A 23,938-nucleotide genomic window follows, 5' to 3' on the forward strand; every position below is an offset into this window, starting at 1 on the left:
AGCTAAAATCTTGCACCCCGTACGAACACAATAACCATATCTTTTACAACTAATCATATTTTTACAACTATTGAGGCTTAATCACGCGAAAGAGCGACAACAGGATCAAGCCGTGAAGCTTGCCGAGCTGGTGAAAAACCAAAACATATTCCAATGATTGTTGAAAAAGCAAGGGATAGTATGATTGAATCAATCGTATAAATCAGATGGATAGGTGCCTTCAACAAAGAAAACAAGCCTCCGATAGAGAGTCCAAGTAGAATTCCTAATCCACCACCAATGACACAAACTAAAATCGCTTCAATAAGAAATTGCAATAAAATATCGCCCTGACGCGCTCCAACTGCCATACGTACACCAATTTCATTGACGCGTTCAGAAACAGTGACGAGCATAATATTCATCACCCCAATTCCACCCACAATCAATGAAATTGCTGCGATTGAAGATACCAGAAGTGTTAAGATATGCGTACTTTCCATGATACGATTACGAAAAAATTCCGAATTTCTAATGAAAAAATCTTTTTCACCATGCCGCATAATAAGAAAACGCTTCACCATAGTTTCTGCCAAATGTGAATCGATATGATCAGCAATTTTAACCATAATTGCACGAACCTGCGTTGTTCCAAGAAAACGGGTTTGCACTGTTGTATAGGGCAAATAAATCTGCAACGTACTCGAGGCACCTCCACTATTTTGTGGATCCACAACACCCACAATACGTGCTGGCACCTTCCCCACATAGACAATTTTTCCAAGTGGGCTTTCACGGCTATGAGGGAAAAGAACAGGTATTGCTTCTTTTTCGATGACAAGATCAACCGACCGATCATGCACACTTTTTTGATCAAACAACTGTCCTTCCACAGCATCCAGCCCCTGTGTCTGAAAAAACTGTTCTCCCACCCCAGAAACCACAGCATTAACTTCAACTGCACCAGAACGCACAGTCGCATTCACTGAAAGCTGAGGCGTTACACCAGAAACATAAGGTAACCCAGAAAGAGCTTCTGCATCAGCTTCGACCAAACTAGTTATTTTATCTGCTTGTGGATCGGAAAAGCTTTTTCCTGGAAAAATTGTTAATGTATTGGACCCCAAGCTCTTAAAATTTTCCAATATTTTTTCGCGTGTTCCATTCCCCAGAGCCACCATTGCAATAATGGCTCCAATACCGATAATCACCCCAAGCATTGTTAGAAACGTCCGCATCCGATGAGCATTCATTGCCAACAAAGCCATGACAAATGCCTCACGAAAACGCTCCACAAAAGAACGAAAAGAACCGAGCAATTTTTGGTCTTGCAGTTTTTGTTTTTCATGAAGAAGTTGATTGCTTGTTCTTTTTTTTGCAGCCTTTGAAACATTATCAGAGATAATTTCTCCATCACTGATTTCGATGATACGATCTGCTCTTTCAGCTACCTGCATATCATGTGTCACCATGATAATTGTGTGCCCTTCTTGGTGAAGCTCATCTAAAATACGCAACACTTCTTGTCCACTTTTTTTGTCTAATGCACCGGTTGGTTCATCAGCAAGAATAACTTCGGCATTATTCATCAGCGCCCGAGCAATAGAGACACGCTGTTGTTGACCACCTGAAAGCTGTGCTGGACGATGATTTATCCGATCCCCCATACCTAAGCGCGTTAAAAGATCTTTTGCACGCTTTTTTCTTATTTCCGGTGTACAACCTGCATAAATAGCTGGAATTTCGACATTTCCAAGCGCTGTTAATTCACCCAATAAATGATAACGCTGAAAAATAAATCCAAAATGATTTCGCCGCAAAGCTGACAATTCATCACTAGAAAGGTGCGCTGTTTCCTTCCCTGAAACCCAATAGCGCCCAGAACTTGGTCGATCGAGGCAGCCTAAAATATTCATCAATGTAGATTTTCCTGAACCAGAAGAACCTACAATTGCTACCATTTCACCACGCTTAATGGTGAGGTTAACGTTTTTCAAAACAGTAACAAATTTCTCCCCAGCAGGAAATTTTCGCACAATATTTTCTAAAACGAAAACAGCATCTTTTTCCTCTGTTTTCATGGCTTACATCTCATCTTCGTTATATACACCAGAAGTTTCTGATTTCATTCCACTGTGTGAGCCTGTAATAACCACATCGCCCTCCTCAAGCCCTGAAACAACTTCAGCCACAACTTTATTATTCAGCCCAATTGTCACTTGTTTAGGAACCACTTTGTTTCGTCCCTCCAAGACGAAAACCCATGCTTTATTCTCTTTATTTTCTTTTGTCTCATCTCGTAAAGCTTCACTTGGAACCAAGAGGACATTCTGAGCACGACCTAGGATAATATGGACTTGAGCAGTCATATAAGTACGCAAAAAATTGTCTTTGTTATCAACATGCACAATTCCATTATAATAGATAGCCGATAAGCCTAAACTAGAATTTCCTCCCATACCAGGATTAATACTCACATCTGCACGAATGGATTCAGGAGCTGGCTCTATTCTTTCTAAAATTCCCTCATAACGTCGCTGTGAATTGCCTAAAACTGTAAAATAGATAGGCTGTCCAGCCTGAACTTTAAGAATATCAGCTTCTGAGATTTGCGCTTTAACAGTCATCTTTGATAAATCACCTAAAATAACGATTGTTGGAGCAGATTGAACGGCATTAACATTCTGCCCTTCTTCAACAACTGTTGCTAAAACTGTTCCCGCTGAAGGTGCAGTCACACGTGTATAGCCCAAATTGACCTCTGCGCTATTCACATCAATTTGTGCTTGTACAATCTGTTCTTTAAGTTGAGCGATTTGCGCCTCACGTATTTTAACTTGTGTTTCCGCATCATCGAGATTAGCCCGTGAAATTGCTCGTGACTCAATCATTTTTTTCTGACGCTCTAAATTTTTTCGAGCCAGAGAAAGATAAGCTTCTTGCTCCACCAAGCTAGCATGATAGTGTGATAAGACTGATTTTCTTCTTTTCAGATCATTCTCCTGATCTATAGGATCAATTTCTGCCAAAAGATCTCCCTCTTTCACAATACTGCCAGGGAAAACAGGCATAGACACCACACGTCCTGTCGTGCGTGCACCAACAGCAACCAACCGATAGGGACGTACAATACCAGAAGCCAAAACACTTTCTTCGATATCACCACGCTTTACCACTGCTGTTATATAAGTTGACGGTGTGGTTCCCACAAAAAGAGCCCGCAACCATAACAGAAAAATAATGAGAAAAAGACTTGCTAAAAAGAAGGAAAGTTTTTTGCGTTTTATAATGAAATTTTTAATCCAGCCTTTTTTCATTTTCCTACCTTCGTCCGTGAAGAGATAACACCATCAACCACCTCTGAACGGGACACATCAACAACGCCATCCCAACCACCGCCTAATGCTTTCATCAGGCCAATATAATGAGTAACCAAAGAAATCTGGCTGTCTTTCAGTGCCATTTGAGAAGAATAATAAGAACGATCAGCATTTAACAATTCAAGAAAACTCGTATTCCCATTGTCAAAGAGGCTTCGTGAGAGTTTTAAGGAATGCAAAGAAGCTGCATTAGCTACAACGAGTTTTTCTAAGCGCTGTCGTTCCTTAGTTAATTTCACAAGTGCATTTTCTACATCTTCTAGAGCTTCCAACACAGCAGCTCTATAAGCAATAAAAGCTTGATCGCGCTGCGCACGTGCTACAGCAACAGAAGCCATAACCTTCCCTCCATTAAAAAAGGGAACACGAAAACCTGGACCAAAAGACCATGCAATCGTTGAGTCTCTCCAGATTTGACCAATTGCCGTTGCGACTGTTGAAATATTACCTGTTAAAGTAAGTGATGGATAAAGCTCTGCTTGATGTTGACCAATCCGAGCCGTAGCCTGCGCATATTGGCGCTCTGCGCGTCGTAAATCTGGCCGTGTTAACAAAATCTCAGCTGGAATTCCTGCTGGAATCGGCCATTTTGGCTGTGGAATTTTAGCCTGTTGCGCATTTTTTTGCAAAATATCCTTCAAAGCTGTCGGCACGCGACCTGTCAAGACAGAAAGGCGATGAATGCTCATTGCCACATTCGCTTCCATCTGTGATATATCTGCTTCTGTATTTGCCATTTGCGCGCGCGCATTTGAAACATCAAGCTCAGAAATATCACCAGCTTTGAATCTCTCGTGCATCAATTGATATGTTTTACGCTGTGATAAAGCAATTTGGCGCACAATAAATAATTTTTGTTGCCAACCACGCATTTGCACATAATTTGTTGCGACATCTCCCAACAAGGTTACCATTGTCGCACGCATATCTTCCACAGAAGCTTCCAAACCATAACGCGCTGCTTCAACACCTCGTTTATGTCCGCCAAAAAGATCAATCTCCCAACTCGCATCAAAATTACTATGATATTGACCTAAAAAAGATGCTCCAGATTGTCCAGAACTGCGGGTTCCTGAAACAGCATTTGACACATTGGGTAAAAGATACCCTACAGCTTGCCCTAAATTTGCACGCGCTTCGCGAATTCGCGCTTTAGCAACGGCAACATTATTATTCCCCGAAATTGCATCATCCATTAACAAATTTAAAACAGGATCATCTAAACGCCGCCACCATCCCGCAAGAGCAACCTGTTGCCCATTCATCTGAGCAGTTTTTTGCCCCCAAACTGACGGGACTTTAAAAAATGTCTTCTTGTAGTTAGGACCAACCATACATCCTGACAGCATAAAAAAACATAAAAAAGCAATATAAAGTAAACTTTTTAAAGCTCCCCATTTGAGATTTTTTCTCTGCATCCATTATTCCGCTTAGTTTCAGAATCAGTTTATTATTACTTTATTTACTATAGTTCTTATTTCAAACTCAGCACAAAAAATCAAATACAGTTTGTACAAATTGAACAAACTGCACAAAAATAAACACAATTTAAACGCTTATTTATTTGAATACCTTCTTATACAAAACAGATAGAACTTAAAAAATATCTTTTAAAAATGAAGAAACCCATACATTTATACAGCATAAAATACAAAAAATTACTATAAAACCAACACTTTATACAAACACATACAAAACTTTTGTCCTGTATTCATTTTTCTGATTATTTCTAGAATTAATTTATTAATATTTTATTTTCTGTATTTTTATTACAAACTCACTGTAAAAATTAAATACATTTTGTGTAAAATATATAAAAGCAACTACAATCAAAGACCTCTTCATCGAGCCGATCGTTACCAAAAAATTGATAAGATTGAAAAAATATCTTCCGAAAATGATGATCAACTAGATAAGATAAAAAATGCAAAAAAGCATTATAAAGCAAATCTTTTCAAAGAATCTCATTCGAATTTTTGCTCTGCTCTTATTTATCCCTCCGCTTATTTTCAAAAAAACTATTAATATTTCATTACCTCTATTCTTCTTATAGCAAGATCAGCTCTTCTTATGGCAAGATCAGCATGAAAAGTTAAATATGGTTTCTACTGGAACATGATCTGAAGGCTGTTCCCACCCCCGTGCATCACGAAAAACTGAAATATCAGCTACAAAAGGTGCTAAATCAGGAGAAGACCAGATATGATCAAGTCTCCGACCCCGATCCGCAAGCGCCCAATCGCATGCACGATAACTCCACCATGTGTAAAGCTTCGTGGGAACAGGAATATGCAAACGCATAAGATCGATCCACCCGCCTTGGCAACACAAAGCTTGTAAACGCTCAGTTTCAATGGGTGTATGACTTACAACTGTCAACAATTGCTTATGAGACCAAACATCATCTTCAAAAGGAGCAATATTTAAGTCACCCAGCAAAAGAGAAGAAAGACCTTTTCCATGATCAGCACGAATGGAAGACATTTCTTCTAGAAAATCGAGTTTATGACGAAATTTTTCATTCGCATCAGCGTCAGGCACCTCTCCCCCAGCGGGAACATAAAAATTATGAATAAGTATGTCCCTGCCATTAACCTCAACAATGACCGAAATATACCGGCAATCTTGCTTTTGACAAAAGAAACGTTTTTCAACCTTTTTAAAAGGTAAACGTGAAACAATTGCCACACCATTGTAGGATTTTTGTCCATTCAATGCGATATGTTTATAGCCAGCTGCCTCAAAAGCCTCAATTGGAAACAATGCATCTGGACATTTTGTTTCCTGTAAACACAGAACATCTGTAGAAAACATATCCAAATACTGCAAAACCTGCGAAAGACGTAAACGAATGGAGTTAATATTCCAAGTCGCAACACGAAAAAATCTCTGTTTCAATTCTGATGGCATAACATCACACTATTTCTTAGAAGGAAGGGTGAACATACCATCAACAAACCTCACCCCTGTCCGCACATTCATGATTTGAACAGTCGTTTCTAAATTCTGTTGATCTACTATTGTCCATTGCCGTAACGCATAACTTTTAGAATCAAATACCATTTTTATTTGTCCTGCTCCAATGCTTTTATCCCTTAGAACGATCGTCACGGCCCCTGGATCTTCACGAAATGCCAATAAACGTCCTGATGATAAATCAATTTTATTATCTAACAGAAACTTCATTGGTGTTTGAAAAAGCTGTGAAAAATTCCAAGTATTGAGAGCACGATTATTAATGCCAACGAATTGACCATCTGAAATAATCTGTAAAGGTATTTTTTTATAAATAAAACGAATTTTTCCTGGACGTTCTAAATAAAATGTCCCTTGAGACATTTTTCCCTTTGGACTAAACTGAATAAAATCACCTGTCATTGTTTTAATTGCTGCAAAGTGATTGGCAATATTCTGTGCCCGTGCACTATTCTGCACCCGTGATACTTTATGAGATGATTGTGAAAAAGCAGGAAAAGTTAAGCATAAAAAAGTCGCAACTCCCAAAAACCCAAAGATTTTTCTTTGTGGTAAAAAAAACGTTCTCATAAAAATTCTCCCAAGTAATACCTATGTATCTTATAATTTAAGCAAACGATGAGTGCCTTTCTCTAAAAGATATTATTTGAAACAACTATTCAAAGACCCTTATTTCAAAAAGATTATTCTAAAGATTATTCTCCCGCAACACCAAAATTTCCCGTTTACCTATATGATTTGCAGCGCGAATGATACCCCTCCATACACCAAAACAATAGAGCAGTGCAGCTTATAAGCCATAACCTAAACAACATTAAATGTAAGAAAAAACTTTATAATCACAAAGAGCAATAACTTAATTATAAAGATTATCGGTTGAAGAAGATGTTACAAAAATATTCATACCATTTTCTACGATTTCTTACGGAATACTTTCCCCAAAGAGTCAATCCGTATGTAGACTTCCACAAGCGCAAAAACTCCCTTTTCACCCACATAATTTTCTAAACTCATAGACTTTTCCTTCATCTACTCACAAAATAAAGCAGCGCAGCTTATAATCAAACGAAGAATAGAGAGTTTCAAAACAATGATCCAACAAAGTTAAAGGTTCTTTTTAGTGATAAAAACCTTTTAAACACCCACAAGAAGCATCTTATTTACCCTATGCAAGTAACAAATTATAAAACTCTATATTTCTTTAAATATCTATTGTCTGAAACAACAATAAAAAGATTTTTAAAAGAGATTTTGAGTTCAAAAAGTTTCTTCTTCTGCAGGCACCAAAATTTCTCTTTTACCCGCATGGTTTGCAGCACTAATAATACCTTCTTCTTCCATCCGCTCAATCAATGAAGCAGCACGATTATAGCCGATACCCAAGCGGCGTTGAATGTAAGAAGTTGAAGCTTTACGGTCACGAAGGACAACGGCAACAGCTTGGCTATAGGGGTCATCTGCTGCAGGAGTAGTCAAAGAAATATTTGTATCATTTTCTTCAATTTCCTGTGTAATAGTTTCCAAATAATCAGGTAGAGCTTGCGCTTTGAGATGCGCGACAACCTGCTCAACTTCATCATCTGCCACAAAAGGTCCATGAACGCGCTGGATGCGGCCTCCTCCCATCATGAAGAGCATATCTCCTTGTCCCAACAATTGCTCAGCCCCCTGTTCTCCAAGAATAGTTCGGCTGTCAATTTTTGAACTCACAGAAAAAGAAATGCGTGTAGGAAAATTGGCTTTTATTGTTCCGGTAATCACATCCACAGAAGGGCGCTGAGTTGCCATAATCACGTGAATACCGGCAGCACGCGCCATTTGTGCTAAGCGTTGAACCGCTCCTTCAATGTCCTTACCAGCCACCATCATCAAGTCAGCCATTTCATCAATAATGACAACGATATAAGGCATAGGACTAAAATCAAGTGTTTCTGTCTCATAAAGGGGCTCTCCAGTCTTATGATCAAATCCAACCTGAATGGAACGCACCATTTTTTCCCCCTGACTTTCTGCCTCTTTGACACGTGCATTAAATCCATCAATATTGCGAACACTCAGTTTTGACATTCTACCGTAGCGCTCTTCCATTTCACGAACAGCCCATTTAAGTGCAACCACCGCTTTTTTAGGATCTGTCACCACGGGTGTTAATAAATGGGGGATGCCATCATAAACAGAAAGTTCAAGCATTTTCGGATCCACCATAATGAGACGGCATTGTTCAGGTGTCATCCGATAAAGAAGCGACAAAATCATCGTATTAATGGCAACAGATTTTCCCGATCCTGTTGTCCCTGCCACCAAAAGATGTGGCATTTTTGCTAAATCTGCGATAACCGATTCCCCACCTATTGTCTTGCCCAAAGCAAGTCCTAATTTTGCTTTGCTCTCAATAAATTCTTTCGCTTGCAAAATTTCCCGTAAATAAACCATTTCACGCTTTGCATTGGGCAATTCTATTCCAATCACATTACGTCCTGGAACCACAGCAACACGCGCCGAAACCGCACGCATCGAACGTGCAATATCATCTGCTAAACCAATGATACGAGAAGATTTAATACCAGCAGCCGGTTCAAATTCATACAAAGTGACCACCGGACCAGGACGCGCATCAATAATCTTTCCCTTAACGCCAAAATCTAACAAAATTCCCTCAAGTTCCTGAGAATTAGCTTTTAAAGCGACAGGAGAAAGTTTTGTATCTCGTACTGCTGGCGGTGAAACAGCAAGATAATCTAAAAGTGGAAGAAGAAAACCACTGTTTGAAGAAACCTTTAAAGACTTTAAAATACGCTTTTTCGCCGGAGAAGCAGATTCTTTATCTTGATGTTTCTGACTTTGTGTTTTTTCATCGCCGAACATTGGTTCAATCCGATCCAATGATTTCTTTTGTCTTTGAGAACGATTTTTTAAAGAGAAAAAACGAAAAAAACGCGCTTGTAAAAAATAAAAAAGATGCAAAATAGCCCCAAAAGTTGTAGCAAAGAAACCGTGCTTCTCTTCCTCTTCAGTATCTTCTGACACCTCAAAAACTGGATCTACAGTCTCTCTTTTCTGCCTCTTTTTTATTTTTCTTTTATGTGTCTGACGCCGCCATATCACATTACCTGAAAAAGCAGCTATTAAAAAACCTAACAGATTAAGGACAATACCCAAAAGCACATTCTGAAAAGGAGAAAGAAGGACAGGCAAGATTACATAAGCAACATTTAAAACTTTATCTCCCAAAACTCCTCCCAACCCCATCGGCAATGGCCAATAGGTGAAAGGAGCAAGAGGCGTCATAAGAGCAAAAGAAACTAAAAAACAAATCGTTGATATCATCCACAAAAAAAGACGAAAAATCACATTGTGGATATTCTTTTGTGCCAACAAAAGAAAAGACCAAAATAATGGTGGCAGCAAAATACCAAGACTTGCCAAACCAAAAAACTGCATGACAAAATCTGAAAAAATTGCCCCAGGCCATCCCATAAAATTTGTAATCTTATTTGCACTTGCATAGGTTAATGATGGATCTGCAACATTCCAAGTCGCTAAAGCGAGCACACAAAAAACAATGAAGCTTAAAAGCCCAAGCCCAATAAAAACACCAATCTGGCGTAAAAACATTTCACCGAGCTGCAAACCATAAGATTTTTGTGCCTCTAATGAATCATAAGAAGAAGAACTTTGGTGCATTCATTAATTCCAAATACAAAACTTTCGCATTACGCATTATTTGCATTACACATTACGCATTATTCGCATTACAAAGAGTTAGAAAATTATGACCGCAAAATATTAATACGGTTTTAACCATCATAAACATAACAACTTCTCTACCCGTAATACGGTAAGAAATTTTCCTTCAAGGTGATAATCATAAGATATATTCAGCGTATTATAAAGCACCATATCATCCCTGTCTGATTTCAGGTTTATTTTGCACAAATGGTTTATTTTGTACAAATCAAGTATAGAATGGAACATCAGAGCAAAATTTTCTCAGCAAGGTTATGAGGTGGACAACAATAAGTGATAAGCATAAATGATAATCAAAGGGAAGCTAGACTTTGATAAACAAAAATGAAGAGAGGAAACTCACCCTTTAAAGAAAGAAATAAAAATATTTAAGGTATTGTTAAAGAAAGATATCTCATTTAAAAATAAAGAAACTGCCAACAATGGAACAAAGCATTGTGTATTGTGATCCCGATAAACGTATAAAATCCAATAAAAATACAAAATCTCATAAAAGCATAAGACAATGCGATATCCTTATTGCAGGAGGAGCGGCTGTTGGTTTAACGTTGGCAATAGCGCTCAAACAAGCAGCTCCTGATTTAAAAATTAAGATCGTTGATGACGCTCCCCAAGAAGATATTCCCACTTCTAATATACGAACCATCGCCCTTTCTGCAGCTTCTATTCGTATGTTCAAACAATTGCAATGTTGGGAATATATGCATTCTCATGCCCAACCCATTCATTCAATGATTATCACAGATACACGCACAAATGATCCTGTCAGACCAACTCTTTTAACCTTTGAAGGAGATGTTGCCCCCAATGAGCCCTTCGCTGCTATGGTGGAACAGAGAACACTCATCCACGTTTTAAAAAAGCGTGCAGAAGATCTGAATATCACTGTCATCACAAACACGCGTGTCATTGATTTTCACCAAGAAGACCAATGCACAGCTGTCACTTTAAGCAATGAAAAAATTTGGCAAACAAAATTGCTGATCGCAGCTGATGGAATACATTCGAAATTACGCGAGAAATCAGGACTTAAAAACTTTTCTCACCCTTATAAACAAACAGCGATTATATGCACAGTTGAACATGAAAAACCCCATCATGGGCAAGCAATTCAACATTTCTTACCTGCTGGACCTTTTGCTCTTCTTCCTCTTAAAGGTCATCGATCTGCCATTGTATGGAATGAGCACCATAAAACTGCGCAATATTATCTCAAAGCGGATGCTCTCATTTTCGAAACAGAGCTTGAAAAACGCATTGGTCATCGACTTGGGAAACTCTCTTGGAATGGTGAACGTCAAGCTTTTCCTTTGAGACTTTCTTTAACACGTCAATGCATTAAATCTCGTTTTGCTCTCGTTGGCGATGCCGCTCACACAATCCATCCCATTGCAGGACAAGGACTCAATTTAGGATTACGCGACAGTGCTGCTCTTGCTGAAGTTATTATTGAAACAGCACGATTGGGGCTTGATATTGGCTCCCTCACAACTTTAGAACGCTACCAAAGTTGGAGACGTTTTGAAATTGTGCGTATGGCTTTGAGCAATGACTGGCTTAATCAACTTTTTTCTAATGATAATCCTCTCTTGCGAATGCTTCGCGACACCGGCCTTGGAATTGTTAATCAAACACCAAAAATGAAAAAATACTTTATTCAGGAAGCTTCCGGTCTCACCCCCAATGCCCCACGTCTCCTACATGGTCTCCCACTTTAAGCAAAATATACAAAAATCATAGTATTTTGCTTTATGACAAACACACATTGTTTTCCTTTTCGCAATCTATGAGTTAAAGCTCTATTCTTTCAAGATAAACTTTTCGTTTATATTTAAAAATACATGGTTTTAGAAGAAACCATGATGCTATACAGAAAACTATCAAAAACCTACTGCCACAATCATCTTACGCATGAATTTAAAACAGCTCTTCACACGAAATACAAAACACTATCGTATCATGCATTTACGCCTACTTTATTAATATTCACGCCCCCTTTAGAGAACTTCTCGTATTGCTTTAAAATCCACTGTTCAAAAGCACCCGCAAAAGGTAAACACGAAATCCATTGTGCATCACCATCTTGACTTTATGCCAAATACAAACCAACACCATCATGATAGCCAATGCCATTCTTCTATTTTTTAGCTTTCAATGTTATGATAACTTTCACATTGAAATGATTACAAGAAGCATTCTTACTCGTTAAGCTCAGAAAATTTATTTTATCCCTATCCCACAATGTGCAAACTCTATCCCACAATGTGCAAAATTGTTTCATTATAATAAAGAGATTAAAATAGGAAAATCTTATTTAACATTCAAAACAATGAATGATCATTATAAATCAATATATCGCTTTTATATCGCAACCTCTTCTCTTCTACTCAGTTAAATAAAACAGATAGGAATAAGAGAATTGCTCAACTTTTGACTTGCAATTCACTCTCTATTCATTAGTGCACAACAATGAATTTTGAGTGCAAACATTTTAACATATGTCACAAGATCTATAGAATCAAAATAACCAACATCAAACACAAAAAAATTTCATAAAACACTTTCTCACTTCAACCACAAGGATAGTCAAAAGATAAAGCTGATATCTGATGTATACAGTCTTATAAAGGAGGAACAAAAATCATATATGATGAACAAACCACATACACCGAGATGCATTTTCAATCATAAAAGATTGTTTCATCAGACGACTATTTTACGAATCAGTATGCCAAAAATATGCTTAAATAGTGTAGTTTTTTATTTGAATAACTACCTTTATATTTTTTATAGCTTTATTCAACTACCCTAGAACATTTAACATGTCCGCTCAGGTTTGTATGTATCGAATGAGCAAAAAACACACTGTCAATTGCCTATTTCTTTACATTCTTAATATCTTGAAAACACCATAATAGTGTTATGTCACTTCTAGCTCTTCAAGCTTATAACCATTTTCCAACCATTCTTTAACCCACTTAGGTCTACGCCCACGCCCATTCCATAATTCCCATTGGTTATTAGGATTTCTATAATGGCGCTCTTTGTTCACAAGGTCAGCAATATCAATTCCATAAGCATTGGCAATTTCAAGAATTTTTCGCCGCGCATTTTGCTTCTCTTTTTCTTGCCGTTTTCTTAATTCTGCATCGATCTGAATCCGCATTTCTTGCAGCTCATCAAAATTCATATTTTTGAGATCATTCACCTTCTTACTCCCCTTGCAAAAAAAGAATTATATTTTGCCATATTTTTAACACAATTATATACGATTTTTGTCGAATTTGTTGTCGTAATTATAATTACGATGAATATTATTGACGGAGATGTACTTTGGACCATGAAGAGTTTTTTATTTGTGTCTCAGCTATCACAGCCGTACCCTTTTTCAGTTCGATCACTGAAATTGGTAATTGGGGTGTGAAAGCTCTCCTGCACTCCTCTGATTTTTATAAATCAGCAGTCAAAAGTAAGTACAAACCGCCACTTTATAAACTATGGCAGTATGTGATAAAGGACAAGCCCTCTACGTATAATAGCGGTATAGTTTATTTTGATGATAAAGGATACCCTCATATACGACAGGTTTTAGCTTCATATCTATATCCTTCAGAAAGGTTGAAGCAGTGCAAGAATTACGCAAAACAATTAGCCTCTCTCTCCTTCAAAAAGCGGTTGTCATTTAAAGATATCCTCTTGTTCCGTAAATACAGTAGCCATACTATTGGTCGGCGTCATATGTTAGACTTTTTCCCATGCGTTCACGTGATTAATCAGACATCGTCACATGTTAAAAACATTCTTGGAAAATGTCAAACTTACAGCCACAGAGTGTGTTGTAAATTGAACAATTTCACTTCGCGCTATAGATTCACTTCGTACTATAGAAATGTAGTGTACCAACGCTTGGAAAAAGCACACAGAATTGGTGTTTATATTAATAAGATTTTCTCTATCAGGTGTATTATTTATGATTGCTTCTAATTTCATAGCACTTGCTTCTGTATGCATGCCTACTACGCATCTCATGGCGTTTCAAGCAATCACCATGCAAGAGTCGTGGGAGAGCGTTTATACATGCGATATAAATAAGAATTACAAATTATCATCTCATCCCTTTACGTTCGAGAACACAATTACATCAGTTAAACAATTTAGGCGAAATAAACATAATTTTGACGCAAATTTAAAGCAAATAAGTGTCAGAGATTTGGAATTATTTGATTTCTTTCGTTCTAATGTGTTTTATTTATACAAAAATTTTAGAAGTGTACAAACTGTTTCTGCTCATTGCTCTAAACAAAAAGCATTGCAATATAACTCTAAACAAATTGTACGAGTTGCACTAGATTTTTACAGATCTAGTAACTTCGAAGATGGTTTTACCAATACCTATGTGCAAGAAGTTGCTGCATACGTTGGAGCAAAAACACCTGATCCTGAGAAAATGCAGGAATCTTCGGAGCTTTATATGGATGAACAAAAGCAAACGGTTCAAACAGATCCTCTTCCTGTTATCTTGGAAGAACAAGCAGATGCATTCAAACATCAAGCAAGTGGTGTCCATGATGCTTTCACAGCAGAAGATTTTCTTTCCTTAAGAAGGAGCCAAGAATAATGGCAACTTACCATTTATTAATGGAAACTATAATTTTGATAAGGTGCAATAATGAAAACTAGATAAAGAAATATTAAAGCTCTAATTAGTAAGATTAGATGAAATCTTTTCTAATTGAGGGCAAAATAATGAAGATGATCGAGCAAAGCAGCGTTGATAAAGCATTTAGTCAGAAAGCAGCGCGTGAAGTTACAATCGTGATGCGTTCAGAAAGAGAATGGTATTTTACGTTTGTTGCGGATGACCCAGTAACTGGTGAGCCAAGTTTGTATACGTTGCTTACACAAAGAGGAAAACTAAGAGTGTGGGCTGATCCGAAATATCTCTTTAAATTTCTTCGTGAAAGAGGAGTTATTCATGGTAGCTTTAAATTTGATTAGGATAAAAAAACATGAAAAAATCGAATATTTTTCGTACAACTCATAATAGATTCACCGCAGCAATTATAGCTGTAACTGCGTTTTTTATGACTCATCCTGTGTATGCACAAGTTGAAAAATTAAAAAAAGCAGAAACTATTTTAAAAGCAGTTCAAAAAGATTTAAATACCATTATCCCTATTGCAGCTGCTGTCATACTTCTATTTTTAGCAATTGGTTATGCTGGACGCTACATTGGAAAAGATACATTCGTACGCTGGGGTGCTGGCGTTATTATTGCAGGTTCAGCAAGTGAACTTGTTACATTTGTATTTTCTCCTAACTAGCATGAAACATGGATCATAAGATCACACGGTGCGGAATGTTTTTTTGCTTAAAGGGGCTTCTTGGATAATAGCAATATTATATAATTTTATTTTTTGTGACATAAACTAAGAAAGCATTGGGTGGTTTTAATTTTTATTAAGGTAAAAAGAACATGAAAAAATCAAGTATTTTTCGTACAATTCATAATAAATTCACCGCAGCAACTATAGCTGTAACTGCGTTTTTTATGACTCATCCTGTGTATGCACAAGTTGACAAATTGAAAAAAGCAGAAAGTATTTTAACAGCAATTCAAAAAGATTTGAATAAAATTATCCCTATTGCAGCTGCCGTCATACTTCTATTTTTAGCAATTGGTTACGCTGGACGCTACATTGGAAAAGATACATTCGTACGCTGGGGTGCTGGCGTTATTATTGCAGGCTCAGCAAGTGAACTTGTTGCATTTGTATTTTCTGCCAACTAGCATGAAATATAGATCATGAAATCGCGTGATGTAGAATGTTTCTTTTATCTAAAGGAAGCTCTTAAATAGAAATGACGCTATAGAGTCGCTTTTTGTAACACATCTAAAGTGGCTCTATCTGTAGCAGTCTTAATATCATTTAGGATGAATACTATGATAAAGATTAAATATCCTTCATGTAATAGTCTACAATAAAAATTACTGCGATGGCTACAGTTGTAACTATGTTATTATAACATATTCTGAATATATCAAGATAGGAAATTGAATAACTTTTAATAAAAATAGCCAGAGCATTATAGTTTTTACAGCTATGATTACGTTTTATGACTTATCTTATATGTACCTAAACTTGAATTTTGGAGGTATGTAAGAATAAATGGATTAGAATTATTTCATATTTCTGTTGCTGCTACAGTTATACTATTATGCTCAACAATTATTATTAGCATTGCCTAATATACGTAAAAATAATGAATATATCGTCAAAGCTTAATTTATATTGGTTATGTAATTAAAATAGTATGAGATATTTCTTTTTAAATGGTTCCTCTGTCCACTTCTTGTTGTGGATATCATAACAGTAATTTTATTTGTACTGCAAATGAATGGATGTGTTTATAACAACTTCAACTGTAATAAGAGCGAGAAGATGAAACGATCAAATACTCTTCAAACAAAAGTTGACAACAAAATTAGTATTGTCCTTACAACTTTGATTGTGTTTTTGGAAACTCAATTTGCATATGCTCAAGAGAAAGTAAATAGCATAAACCTTCTCATAGGTGTACAATACGGGCTTAGTGTATTCATTCCGATTGCTGGTGCTATTATTCTTTTATTTCTATTACTTATTTATGCGTTTCGCATCATCACGAAAGCTATATTTCTGCGATGGGCATTCAGCGTTCTCATCGCTAGTGCAGCATTTTATATTAGCAGTATATTGTTTCATATCACATAATCGGAGCCACTTATGAAGCCACGAAAGCAAGAAGCATTTCCCTTATTCAAAGGAGCAACTCGTGTTCCAACGATTTGGGGCGTACCAATGATGCCACTTATAGTGATGATTACGAGTGTAGCTATTGTTGCCATGACAATAAACATCCTTTTGTGGCTTATTGCAGTGCCTTTATGGTTTATTATGGCGCAAATTACTAAGAATGATGATAAAGCATTCCGTATTTGGTGGCTGTGGATCGATACCAAATTCCGCAACCGTAATAAAAGCTTTTGGGGTGCATCAAGTTACAGTCCCTCTAACTACCGCAAAAGGAGACAAGCATGACAGCTATTGAAAATGTCAACCGCCTCGCATCAGAGACCCCAGTAAGCTTGTTCATACCTTATTCGCACCACATTACCGATACGATTATCTCTACCAAAAATGCAGAGTATCTTTCGGTTTGGAAGATTGATGGGTGCTCGCATCAAAGTGCTTCAGAAGAAGATATTTTTCAGTGGACTAAAGAACTAAACAACACTCTACGTGGGATTTCATCAGCCAATCTATCACTGTGGACACATATTGTACGTCGTCGAGTTTACGAGTATCCTGATTCAGCATTTGATAAAATGTTTTGCTACCAACTTGACGAAAAATATCGCCAAAGTTTCACTGGTTATAATCTTATGGTCAATGACCTGTATCTAACTGTCATTTTCCAGCCTATAGCTGATAAAGTTATGTCATTCTTCTCTCAGCATGAACGCGAAACGCTTGATGAAAAAAGGATGCGGCAAGAGTCGTGTATTAAATCCCTCAATGACATTAACAGGACCTTAGGTCAATCATTAAAACGTTACGGCGCAGAACTTCTTGGTACTTATGAAAAAGATGGGCATGCTTATTCTTCTGCGCTCGAGTTTCTTGGGATGCTTATCAACGGTGAATACCGCCCTATGCCGATCTGCCGTGACCGTTTTGCCGATTATATGTCTATCAATCGACCTTTTTTCTCAAAATGGGGTGCTTTTGGCGAATTGCGTACAATCAGTGGAATGCGTCGATTTGGAATGCTAGAAATTAAGGAATACGACACGACAACGAAACCAGGTCAACTTAATGTTCTCTTGGAAAGTGATTTTGAATTTGTGTTAACACAGAGCTTTTCCATACTCTCGAGACATGCTGCCAAAGATTATTTACAACGGCATCAGCGTAATCTGATTGATGCTCGTGATGTAGCAACGAGTCAAATTGAGCAAATTGATGAGGCTCTCAATCAACTTATAAGTGGGTATTTTGTCATGGGTGAACATCATTTCACCCTCACCGTTTATGGTGATACGGTTCAGCAAGTTCGTGACTATATGGCAAAAGCAAATGCATCATTGCTCGATGTTGCAGTCTTACCAAAACCTGTCGATTTGGCTATAGAAGCTGGTTATTGGGCACAACTTCCTGCAAATTGGAAATGGCGTCCACGTCCTTCACCCATTACGTCATTGAATTTTTTGTCATTTTCGTCCTTTCATAATTTTATGTCAGGCAAACCGACTGGAAATCCATGGGGACCAGCCGTTACAATTCTTAAAACTAGCAGTAAAACACCACTTTATTTCAATTTTCATGCTTCGAAACTTGAAGAAGATTCAACAGATAAGCGATTACTCGGTAATACTGCACTTATTGGGCAGTCTGGTTCTGGTAAAACAGTATTGCTTGGATTTTTGTTAGCGCAAGCGCAAAAATTTAAACCAACAACCGTTGTTTTTGATAAAGACCGTGGTATGGAGGTTGCTATTCGAGCGATGGGAGGGAAATATCTAACATTCAAACCTGGTAGGCCAAGTGGTTTTAATCCGTTCCAGCTTCCTCCCACACAAGATAATCTGATTTTTCTGAAGCAATTTGTTAAAAAATTAGCAGAATCCAGTGGGGAAGTTACTCACCACGATGAGGAAGAAATTAACAAAGCTGTCACGTCTGTTATGAGTAATAACATTGACAGATCGCTGCGTCGTTTATCCTTCTTGGTGCAATTCCTACCAAATCCGCATTTAGATGATTATAACACACACCCATCTGTTCATGCGCGCTTAATCAAATGGTGTGAAGGTGGTGATTATGGATGGTTATTTGACAATCCCAATGATGCCCTTGATCTCTCAACCCATCAAATTTACGGTTTTGATATTACTGAATTCTTAGATAACCCAGAGACTCGTACTTCAGTGATGATGTATTTGCTTTATCGCACGGAAGGGATGATTAGCGGACAACGCTTTATGTATATTTTTGACGAGTTTTGGAAGCCTTTACAAGACCCATATTTTGAGGATTTAGCGAAAAACAAACAAAAAACGATCCGTAAACAGAATGGTATTTTTGTTTACGCTACACAAGAACCAAGTGATGCTTTGGAAAGCAATATTGCCAAAACTCTCATTCAACAATGTGCGACCTATATTTTTCTAGCCAATCCCAAAGCAAATTATGAAGACTATACAAAAGGTTTTAAGCTAACAGATGCTGAATTTGAACTCGTCAAAGGACTTGGAGAATTTAACCGTCAATTTCTCATCAAGCAAGGGGATCAATCTGCGCTTGCAGAGCTCAATCTCGGCAAATTTCATGTAACAGTCGACGGAAAGACCGTTGAATGCGACTTTAGTGACGAGCTCCTTGTGTTATCAGGCACACCTGATAACGCAGAATTAGCTGAAACTATTATCGCTGAAGTGGGAGATGATCCAGCAGTGTGGTTACCAGTGTTTTTACAACGCGTAAAAGCTGAAAGGAGGGAAATATGAAAAGAATTATCATTTTAGTAGCAATGACAGTAATTCTAGGAGCTTCAAACCCGGCAATGGCTTTTATATTTGGAGGAGTTTCGAATTCGAGCTCACTGTTTTCATCTTCTTCCTCTAAAAAACAAAAAAAGCCTACTCCACCTTCTTCAAAATCTTCTCCACCATCTTCTTCATGGCCTATTTCATCACCTTTTCCACCACCTGCCCCAACGCCTTCTCTATCACCTTCTGCGTTGCAGGAGCTTTTAGAGCTTCTTAGATTTATGAAACAACACGTTAAGTTAAATGAACAGCAACTCAACCAAATAGGGATGATATATAAATCTATAACAGGATCAGGAAAAGCTAAAATTTCAATAGACTACAACAGTTTTTTCCTCAAGAGTCCACAATCTATCTATAATGATCAAAAGAATCTTGATATCATTTCTCTACTTGCGAATATTTTAGAAGAAGAAGAGAAAATTTCTAATTCTGTTGATGAATCTCGCAATTTTCTTGAAGCACGGACCCAATATGCAGCTGCTGTTGATCAAGCTGTGAGTTTACAAACTTTTGAAGAAGCAGAAAATCGTTTTCAAAAAATCTCAGAATTAATAGAAAAAATAAATACAACAGCTGATTTGAAGAGCATCGTCGAACTACAAACCCGCATGAAAGGCATGCTCACTATGATCCAGAATGAAACTGCAAAATTACATATGGTTGCGCATTTGCGTAATGCAGAACAAGCACTCATCAGTCAACAAAAACAAAAACGCAATATGAGGACTTTTAACAGCAAAAATAGAACAATGCCGACAATACGTTTCATACGCTGAGAAATTTATGACAATTTGTCTCTCCATCAGCTCTTTCTATTGATACTTTATTGTATTTTTAATAGCAGTATTGGTTTGATAACGGGTATTTGCAAAAAAATGCAAATGACATGATCGAGAAAAGCTTCTCACCTTTTTCGTCACTTTACCAGTTATTTTTCAACTATATTGCGAACATTTTATCAAGAAATATTATATTTAAGCGTCTTTAAAACTAAATGTAGTAGAAAACCCTCCCTCCCATAATAATCAGATAACCAAAATCTAACAATGTGTAAAGGTAAGATCAGCGCAGTAAATAAATAACTCCATAAACAATAATTTAAATAATTTAAAATCATATAGTTTATAATCAAAGTTTGAGTTATGATAAAGATATATTGGAGCGTAATAAACCGTCGTAAAAGAAGAAACAGCATGAAAAGAATTATTATTTCAGTAGCAATAGTGGCAATTTTTGGAACACAGAACACAGCTCTAGGATTTAGTCCTACATCTCTGGGATTTAATGCTTCTAATTCCATGGGAAGTGCATTGAATTATATGATAAGAGATGCATGGATGAATTATCGCACATTAGATGCATTTAAAAGACGAGAAGAAGAAGCGCAACGGGAAAAAATAGAACAACAAAAAAAATTGCTTGAAGCCCTCAAAAAACAGCTTGAAGAAATAAAAAAAATCCATCTATCGATAACGGGGAATAGAACTAAATCTCCAGATAATTACAGTAGTTTTTTTCTTAAAAATCCAGAATTAATTTATAAAAAAGATGTAAATTCTGATATATTTAAGTCAGCTATATATATATTACAACAAGCAAGAACTTCCGCTTCTGTTCTTCAAGCACGTGAAGCTATAGAAAGACGTAGCAAATATGCAGCTGCCGTTGATAAAGCTGTAAGTTTACAAACTTTTAAAGAAGCAGAAAGTCGTTTTCAGAAAATTTCAGAACTGGTAGAAAAAATAAATACGACAAACGATCTGAAAAGTAATGCCGAATTGCAGGCACATCTGAAGGGCATGCTCACTATGATCCAGAATGAAACAGCAAAATTGCAAATGATTACACATTTTCGCAATACAGAACAAACACTCATCAATCTGCAAAAACAAAAACGTAACGTGAGAATTCTTAACAGCAAAAATATAAAAATGCCTCTTATAAGATCTATAAAATAAAGTTTTTTATAAATAGTTTTTTATTAACATCAGTTTTTTGCCGATGAAAATGCAAAATTAAAACATCATGTCCAGTGTGGTTCAACTCTCTAAAGAAACACATAGAAAAATTTGACCAGATAAAACAATCTCACTGAACAGCGCTTGGGTGAATTATATAAAGACAAATAAAACATACAACATATGTTTATATTTCAAAACAATGAAAACTAAAAAACGCTAAAGAGGAATGTCATGGACTTCATAATGTTCACGCAACTTTTCAATGAAATTGATAAAGTAACAAAAACATATGTTACGGACATTTCCTCAAAAGCAATTGCGACAATTACGCCTTTCGTCTCAATTGGTCTAACCATCGCTTTCATCATATATGGATGGCTCATTATTCGTGGCGTAGTCGATATGCCAGTTGCTTCGTTTCTAAACCGTTGCCTGCGAGCAAGTATTATTACTTCAATAGCACTCACTACAGGACTTTATCAACCAGAGATCACGCAATTTATAACAGAAATACCCAATGACTTGCTCACGTCATTACTCGATAAACCGATAAAAGGTCCCCATCTAAACAGATTAATTGACACAGTCGCTGAAAGAGGTTTCGAATGCGCAAGCAAAGCTTTTGAAGAAGCTGCTTTTCTAGATGGTGATGGCATCTTGTACGGTTTCTTCGGAATCCTCATTTTGCTTGCAACAAGCTTCCTAGCTGCAATCGGTGGAGCATTCATTTTGCTAACAAAAATCGCTCTTGTGCTTCTCGCAGGACTCGGACCAATCTTCATCATTGCTTTGCTTTGGCAACCAACTTACCGCTTTTTTGAACAGTGGATCGTGCAAATTCTAAGCTATACAATTCTCACTGTGCTCCTAGCTACCGTATTTAGTCTTATGATGAATATCTTTGCAAATTACATGTCAGATCTAAAATTTGATGGAAAACAAAATGTGGGTTTCGCACTTGGTGGTGCTCTCATCCTAGCTATTATCTCCATTATGCTGTTGCTCAAACTATCAAGCGTTGCAAGCTCTTTAGCAAAAGGCTTCACCTTTGGTCATTTATGGAGACTAGATCATCCTTCCCGTAATAACCGCACAACAAAATAACCAAAATTTCAGCAACGCAAAAAAAATACAAACACAACCGATAAATATTTTCGTAAATGAAAAAAACTAAAAATAAATACAATTATAGGCAATATATTTTCTAATCAAAATTGAAATATCAATAAAAAAGTGATAGAAAGAATTTACTGATTGAAAAAGAGAAGTATTAAAATGAAACAAATCTTTTTTATGATTTTGATCACGAGTCTTTTATCGGCTTGCATATTCGCTCCAAAGCCAAAGCAACCAAGTAATTGGAATCGTGTCCCTATTAATAAAACAATCCCTGCCGAAATTCAGCGAGGAGCCATATGAGAAAAAAACAAGCTAAACCTGTAAAAGCCGAACAACTTAACAGTTACTATGAGGAAAGCAGAGGATTAGAACGGGAACTCATCAATGAATTTGTGAAGTTAACACAATCTTCCTACAATAATGAGAATTGAAAGGAGTGAAGTGTGAAAAAGCTAATTATTATGGTGTCAATAGGCATGATTCTGGGAACGCCAAGCCACGGACAAAGTTCTATGTCAGTTACTTATGACATAACGCCCAGACAAGGACTAAGTATCACTTATAATCCAAATTATGGTCAGGAAGATCTTATAAAAGAACAGATTTTTTCTACAGAAAAGATACATGATTCTATAACTGGTACTCGAACAAAAAGCGGAAAACCAAAAGAAAACGATGGGAGTCTGTATTTTCTAAATCCACAGTTCATCTATGATACAGATAAAATATCAAATATGAGCAATCAGATTCGCGAAAATTATAAAAATATAAGAACAAATGAAAATTATCTTAATAAAATATCTATAGAGGATGCACGCGAAGAGATCGATAATCGAAGACAATATGCGGCTGTTATTGATAAAGCTGTATTAACACAAGTTTTTCAAGAAATAGAAGGACGTTTTGGGCAAATTGCAAAGACATTGATTGATCTTGACCAAATGAAAGATTTAAAAGGCGTTGCTGAATTGCAAGTACGCATGAAAGGCATGTTAGCTATGATCCAGAATGAAGCAACAAAACTGCAAGTAATTGCACATTCACACAACGTTGAACAAACATTTATCAAACGATTACAACGTCGACGCAATGTGCAAATTCTTGGAAGTCCAAATAAAGGTATGCCTACTATACGCTCTGCATGTTCACCACTTATATGTTCAGGATAAAATCTGTAAATA

At 36.9% G+C, this 23,938-nt stretch carries 20 protein-coding genes and 1 pseudogene; 14 read left to right on the plus strand and 7 right to left on the minus strand.

What is annotated here, in order from left to right:
• Positions 1 to 77: 77 nt before the first annotated feature.
• The 6 genes from ABID39_RS00275 to ABID39_RS00300 form a co-directional block, all read right to left on the minus strand.
• Positions 78 to 2,060 carry a MacB family efflux pump subunit gene (locus tag ABID39_RS00275; RefSeq protein ID WP_354184884.1) on the minus strand — a complete coding sequence of 661 codons (1,983 nt, stop codon included), beginning with the start codon at positions 2,058 to 2,060 and terminating at the stop codon, positions 78 to 80.
• A gap of 3 nt (positions 2,061 to 2,063) precedes the next feature.
• Positions 2,064 to 3,296 carry an efflux RND transporter periplasmic adaptor subunit gene (locus tag ABID39_RS00280; protein WP_354184886.1) on the minus strand — a complete coding sequence of 411 codons (1,233 nt, stop codon included), beginning with the start codon at positions 3,294 to 3,296 and terminating at the stop codon, positions 2,064 to 2,066.
• Positions 3,293 to 4,777 (minus strand): efflux transporter outer membrane subunit, encoded by a 1,485-nt coding sequence (locus ABID39_RS00285; RefSeq protein WP_354184888.1) that lies wholly within the window; start codon positions 4,775 to 4,777, stop codon positions 3,293 to 3,295. The genes ABID39_RS00280 and ABID39_RS00285 overlap by 4 nt, the downstream gene beginning before the upstream one ends.
• 661 nt (positions 4,778 to 5,438) lie before the next feature.
• Positions 5,439 to 6,269, minus strand: coding sequence for an exodeoxyribonuclease III (locus tag ABID39_RS00290; RefSeq protein WP_354184890.1), 831 nt, complete (start codon positions 6,267 to 6,269; stop codon positions 5,439 to 5,441).
• A 9-nt stretch (positions 6,270 to 6,278) separates the two neighbouring features.
• Entirely contained in the window at positions 6,279 to 6,905 is a 627-nt protein-coding gene (locus ABID39_RS00295) for a LolA family protein (protein WP_354184892.1), read from the minus strand.
• Between the two features lie 687 nt (positions 6,906 to 7,592).
• Positions 7,593 to 10,019: an FtsK/SpoIIIE family DNA translocase gene (locus ABID39_RS00300; protein ID WP_354184894.1), complete on the minus strand. Its 2,427-nt coding sequence runs from the start codon at positions 10,017 to 10,019 to the stop codon at positions 7,593 to 7,595.
• A gap of 485 nt (positions 10,020 to 10,504) precedes the next feature.
• Here ABID39_RS00300 and ABID39_RS00305 point away from each other — a divergent pair, with 485 nt between their 5' ends.
• Positions 10,505 to 11,800 carry a ubiquinone biosynthesis hydroxylase gene (locus ABID39_RS00305; RefSeq protein ID WP_435521290.1) on the plus strand — a complete coding sequence of 432 codons (1,296 nt, stop codon included), beginning with the start codon at positions 10,505 to 10,507 and terminating at the stop codon, positions 11,798 to 11,800.
• A 1,202-nt stretch (positions 11,801 to 13,002) separates the two neighbouring features.
• On the opposite strand, the gene ABID39_RS00310 is transcribed toward ABID39_RS00305, so the two are convergent.
• Entirely contained in the window at positions 13,003 to 13,290 is a 288-nt protein-coding gene (locus ABID39_RS00310) for an H-NS histone family protein (protein WP_354184896.1), read from the minus strand.
• A gap of 720 nt (positions 13,291 to 14,010) precedes the next feature.
• Here ABID39_RS00310 and ABID39_RS00315 point away from each other — a divergent pair.
• The 13 genes and pseudogenes from ABID39_RS00315 (at position 14,011) to ABID39_RS00375 (ending at position 23,926) form a co-directional block, all read left to right on the plus strand.
• Positions 14,011 to 14,700: a lysozyme family protein gene (locus tag ABID39_RS00315; protein ID WP_354184898.1), complete on the plus strand. Its 690-nt coding sequence runs from the start codon at positions 14,011 to 14,013 to the stop codon at positions 14,698 to 14,700.
• A 128-nt stretch (positions 14,701 to 14,828) separates the two neighbouring features.
• Positions 14,829 to 15,080 (plus strand): KorA family transcriptional regulator, encoded by a 252-nt coding sequence (gene korA / locus ABID39_RS00320; protein ID WP_354184900.1) that lies wholly within the window; start codon positions 14,829 to 14,831, stop codon positions 15,078 to 15,080.
• 11 nt (positions 15,081 to 15,091) lie between these two features.
• Positions 15,092 to 15,406, plus strand: a complete 315-nt coding sequence (gene trwL, locus ABID39_RS00325) for a VirB2 family type IV secretion system major pilin TrwL (RefSeq protein WP_354184902.1) — start codon at positions 15,092 to 15,094, stop codon at positions 15,404 to 15,406.
• Between the two features lie 152 nt (positions 15,407 to 15,558).
• Complete coding sequence (trwL, locus tag ABID39_RS00330; RefSeq protein WP_354184904.1) at positions 15,559 to 15,873, plus strand: VirB2 family type IV secretion system major pilin TrwL; 315 nt, start codon at positions 15,559 to 15,561, stop codon at positions 15,871 to 15,873.
• A gap of 652 nt (positions 15,874 to 16,525) precedes the next feature.
• Entirely contained in the window at positions 16,526 to 16,837 is a 312-nt protein-coding gene (locus ABID39_RS00335) for a conjugal transfer protein (RefSeq protein ID WP_354184906.1), read from the plus strand.
• Between the two features lie 12 nt (positions 16,838 to 16,849).
• A complete protein-coding gene (locus tag ABID39_RS00340; protein ID WP_354184908.1) occupies positions 16,850 to 17,164 on the plus strand; it encodes a VirB3 family type IV secretion system protein in 315 nt (104 codons plus the stop codon).
• Positions 17,161 to 19,632 (plus strand): VirB4 family type IV secretion/conjugal transfer ATPase, encoded by a 2,472-nt coding sequence (locus ABID39_RS00345; protein ID WP_354184910.1) that lies wholly within the window; start codon positions 17,161 to 17,163, stop codon positions 19,630 to 19,632. Before ABID39_RS00340 ends, ABID39_RS00345 begins: the two co-directional genes overlap by 4 nt.
• On the plus strand, positions 19,629 to 20,453 hold the full coding sequence (locus ABID39_RS00350; protein WP_354184912.1) for a TrbJ/VirB5 family protein: 825 nt from the start codon (positions 19,629 to 19,631) through the stop codon (positions 20,451 to 20,453). Before ABID39_RS00345 ends, ABID39_RS00350 begins: the two co-directional genes overlap by 4 nt.
• A 417-nt stretch (positions 20,454 to 20,870) precedes the next feature.
• Positions 20,871 to 21,635, plus strand: coding sequence for a TrbJ/VirB5 family protein (locus ABID39_RS00355; protein ID WP_354184914.1), 765 nt, complete (start codon positions 20,871 to 20,873; stop codon positions 21,633 to 21,635).
• A gap of 234 nt (positions 21,636 to 21,869) precedes the next feature.
• The gene (locus ABID39_RS00360; RefSeq protein WP_354184916.1) at positions 21,870 to 22,742 is read left to right on the plus strand and encodes a TrbL/VirB6 family protein; all 873 of its coding nucleotides are present in this window, start codon (positions 21,870 to 21,872) and stop codon (positions 22,740 to 22,742) included.
• Positions 22,743 to 22,913: 171 nt separating this feature from the next.
• Positions 22,914 to 23,057: a TrwH protein gene (locus ABID39_RS00365; protein WP_354184918.1), complete on the plus strand. Its 144-nt coding sequence runs from the start codon at positions 22,914 to 22,916 to the stop codon at positions 23,055 to 23,057.
• Positions 23,054 to 23,173 (plus strand): annotated as a pseudogene (locus tag ABID39_RS00370) (TrwG protein); the annotation flags it as partial. The gene ABID39_RS00365 and the pseudogene ABID39_RS00370, both read left to right, overlap by 4 nt.
• Positions 23,174 to 23,233: 60 nt before the next feature.
• The gene (locus ABID39_RS00375) at positions 23,234 to 23,926 is read left to right on the plus strand and encodes a TrbJ/VirB5 family protein (RefSeq protein ID WP_354184920.1); all 693 of its coding nucleotides are present in this window, start codon (positions 23,234 to 23,236) and stop codon (positions 23,924 to 23,926) included.
• Positions 23,927 to 23,938: the final 12 nt, after the last annotated feature.

This window comes from Bartonella japonica, assembly GCF_040545385.1.
Lineage (GTDB): Bacteria > Pseudomonadota > Alphaproteobacteria > Rhizobiales > Rhizobiaceae > Bartonella > Bartonella japonica.

Bases quoted from the DNA above. Each gene is read 5' to 3' on its own strand.
- ABID39_RS00275 (WP_354184884.1), bottom strand. From the start codon at position 2,060: ATGAAAACAGAGGAAAAAGATGCTGTTTTCGTTTTAGAAAATATTGTG.
- ABID39_RS00280 (WP_354184886.1), bottom strand. From the start codon at position 3,296: ATGAAAAAAGGCTGGATTAAAAATTTCATTATAAAACGCAAAAAACTT.
- ABID39_RS00285 (WP_354184888.1), bottom strand. From the start codon at position 4,777: ATGCAGAGAAAAAATCTCAAATGGGGAGCTTTAAAAAGTTTACTTTAT.
- ABID39_RS00290 (WP_354184890.1), bottom strand. From the start codon at position 6,269: ATGCCATCAGAATTGAAACAGAGATTTTTTCGTGTTGCGACTTGGAAT.
- ABID39_RS00295 (WP_354184892.1), bottom strand. From the start codon at position 6,905: ATGAGAACGTTTTTTTTACCACAAAGAAAAATCTTTGGGTTTTTGGGA.
- ABID39_RS00300 (WP_354184894.1), bottom strand. From the start codon at position 10,019: ATGCACCAAAGTTCTTCTTCTTATGATTCATTAGAGGCACAAAAATCT.
- ABID39_RS00305 (WP_435521290.1), top strand. From the start codon at position 10,505: ATGGAACAAAGCATTGTGTATTGTGATCCCGATAAACGTATAAAATCC.
- korA (WP_354184900.1), top strand. From the start codon at position 14,829: ATGAAGATGATCGAGCAAAGCAGCGTTGATAAAGCATTTAGTCAGAAA.
- trwL (WP_354184902.1), top strand. From the start codon at position 15,092: ATGAAAAAATCGAATATTTTTCGTACAACTCATAATAGATTCACCGCA.
- trwL (WP_354184904.1), top strand. From the start codon at position 15,559: ATGAAAAAATCAAGTATTTTTCGTACAATTCATAATAAATTCACCGCA.
- ABID39_RS00335 (WP_354184906.1), top strand. From the start codon at position 16,526: ATGAAACGATCAAATACTCTTCAAACAAAAGTTGACAACAAAATTAGT.
- ABID39_RS00340 (WP_354184908.1), top strand. From the start codon at position 16,850: ATGAAGCCACGAAAGCAAGAAGCATTTCCCTTATTCAAAGGAGCAACT.
- ABID39_RS00345 (WP_354184910.1), top strand. From the start codon at position 17,161: ATGACAGCTATTGAAAATGTCAACCGCCTCGCATCAGAGACCCCAGTA.
- ABID39_RS00350 (WP_354184912.1), top strand. From the start codon at position 19,629: ATGAAAAGAATTATCATTTTAGTAGCAATGACAGTAATTCTAGGAGCT.
- ABID39_RS00355 (WP_354184914.1), top strand. From the start codon at position 20,871: ATGAAAAGAATTATTATTTCAGTAGCAATAGTGGCAATTTTTGGAACA.
- ABID39_RS00360 (WP_354184916.1), top strand. From the start codon at position 21,870: ATGGACTTCATAATGTTCACGCAACTTTTCAATGAAATTGATAAAGTA.
- ABID39_RS00365 (WP_354184918.1), top strand. From the start codon at position 22,914: ATGAAACAAATCTTTTTTATGATTTTGATCACGAGTCTTTTATCGGCT.
- ABID39_RS00375 (WP_354184920.1), top strand. From the start codon at position 23,234: ATGATTCTGGGAACGCCAAGCCACGGACAAAGTTCTATGTCAGTTACT.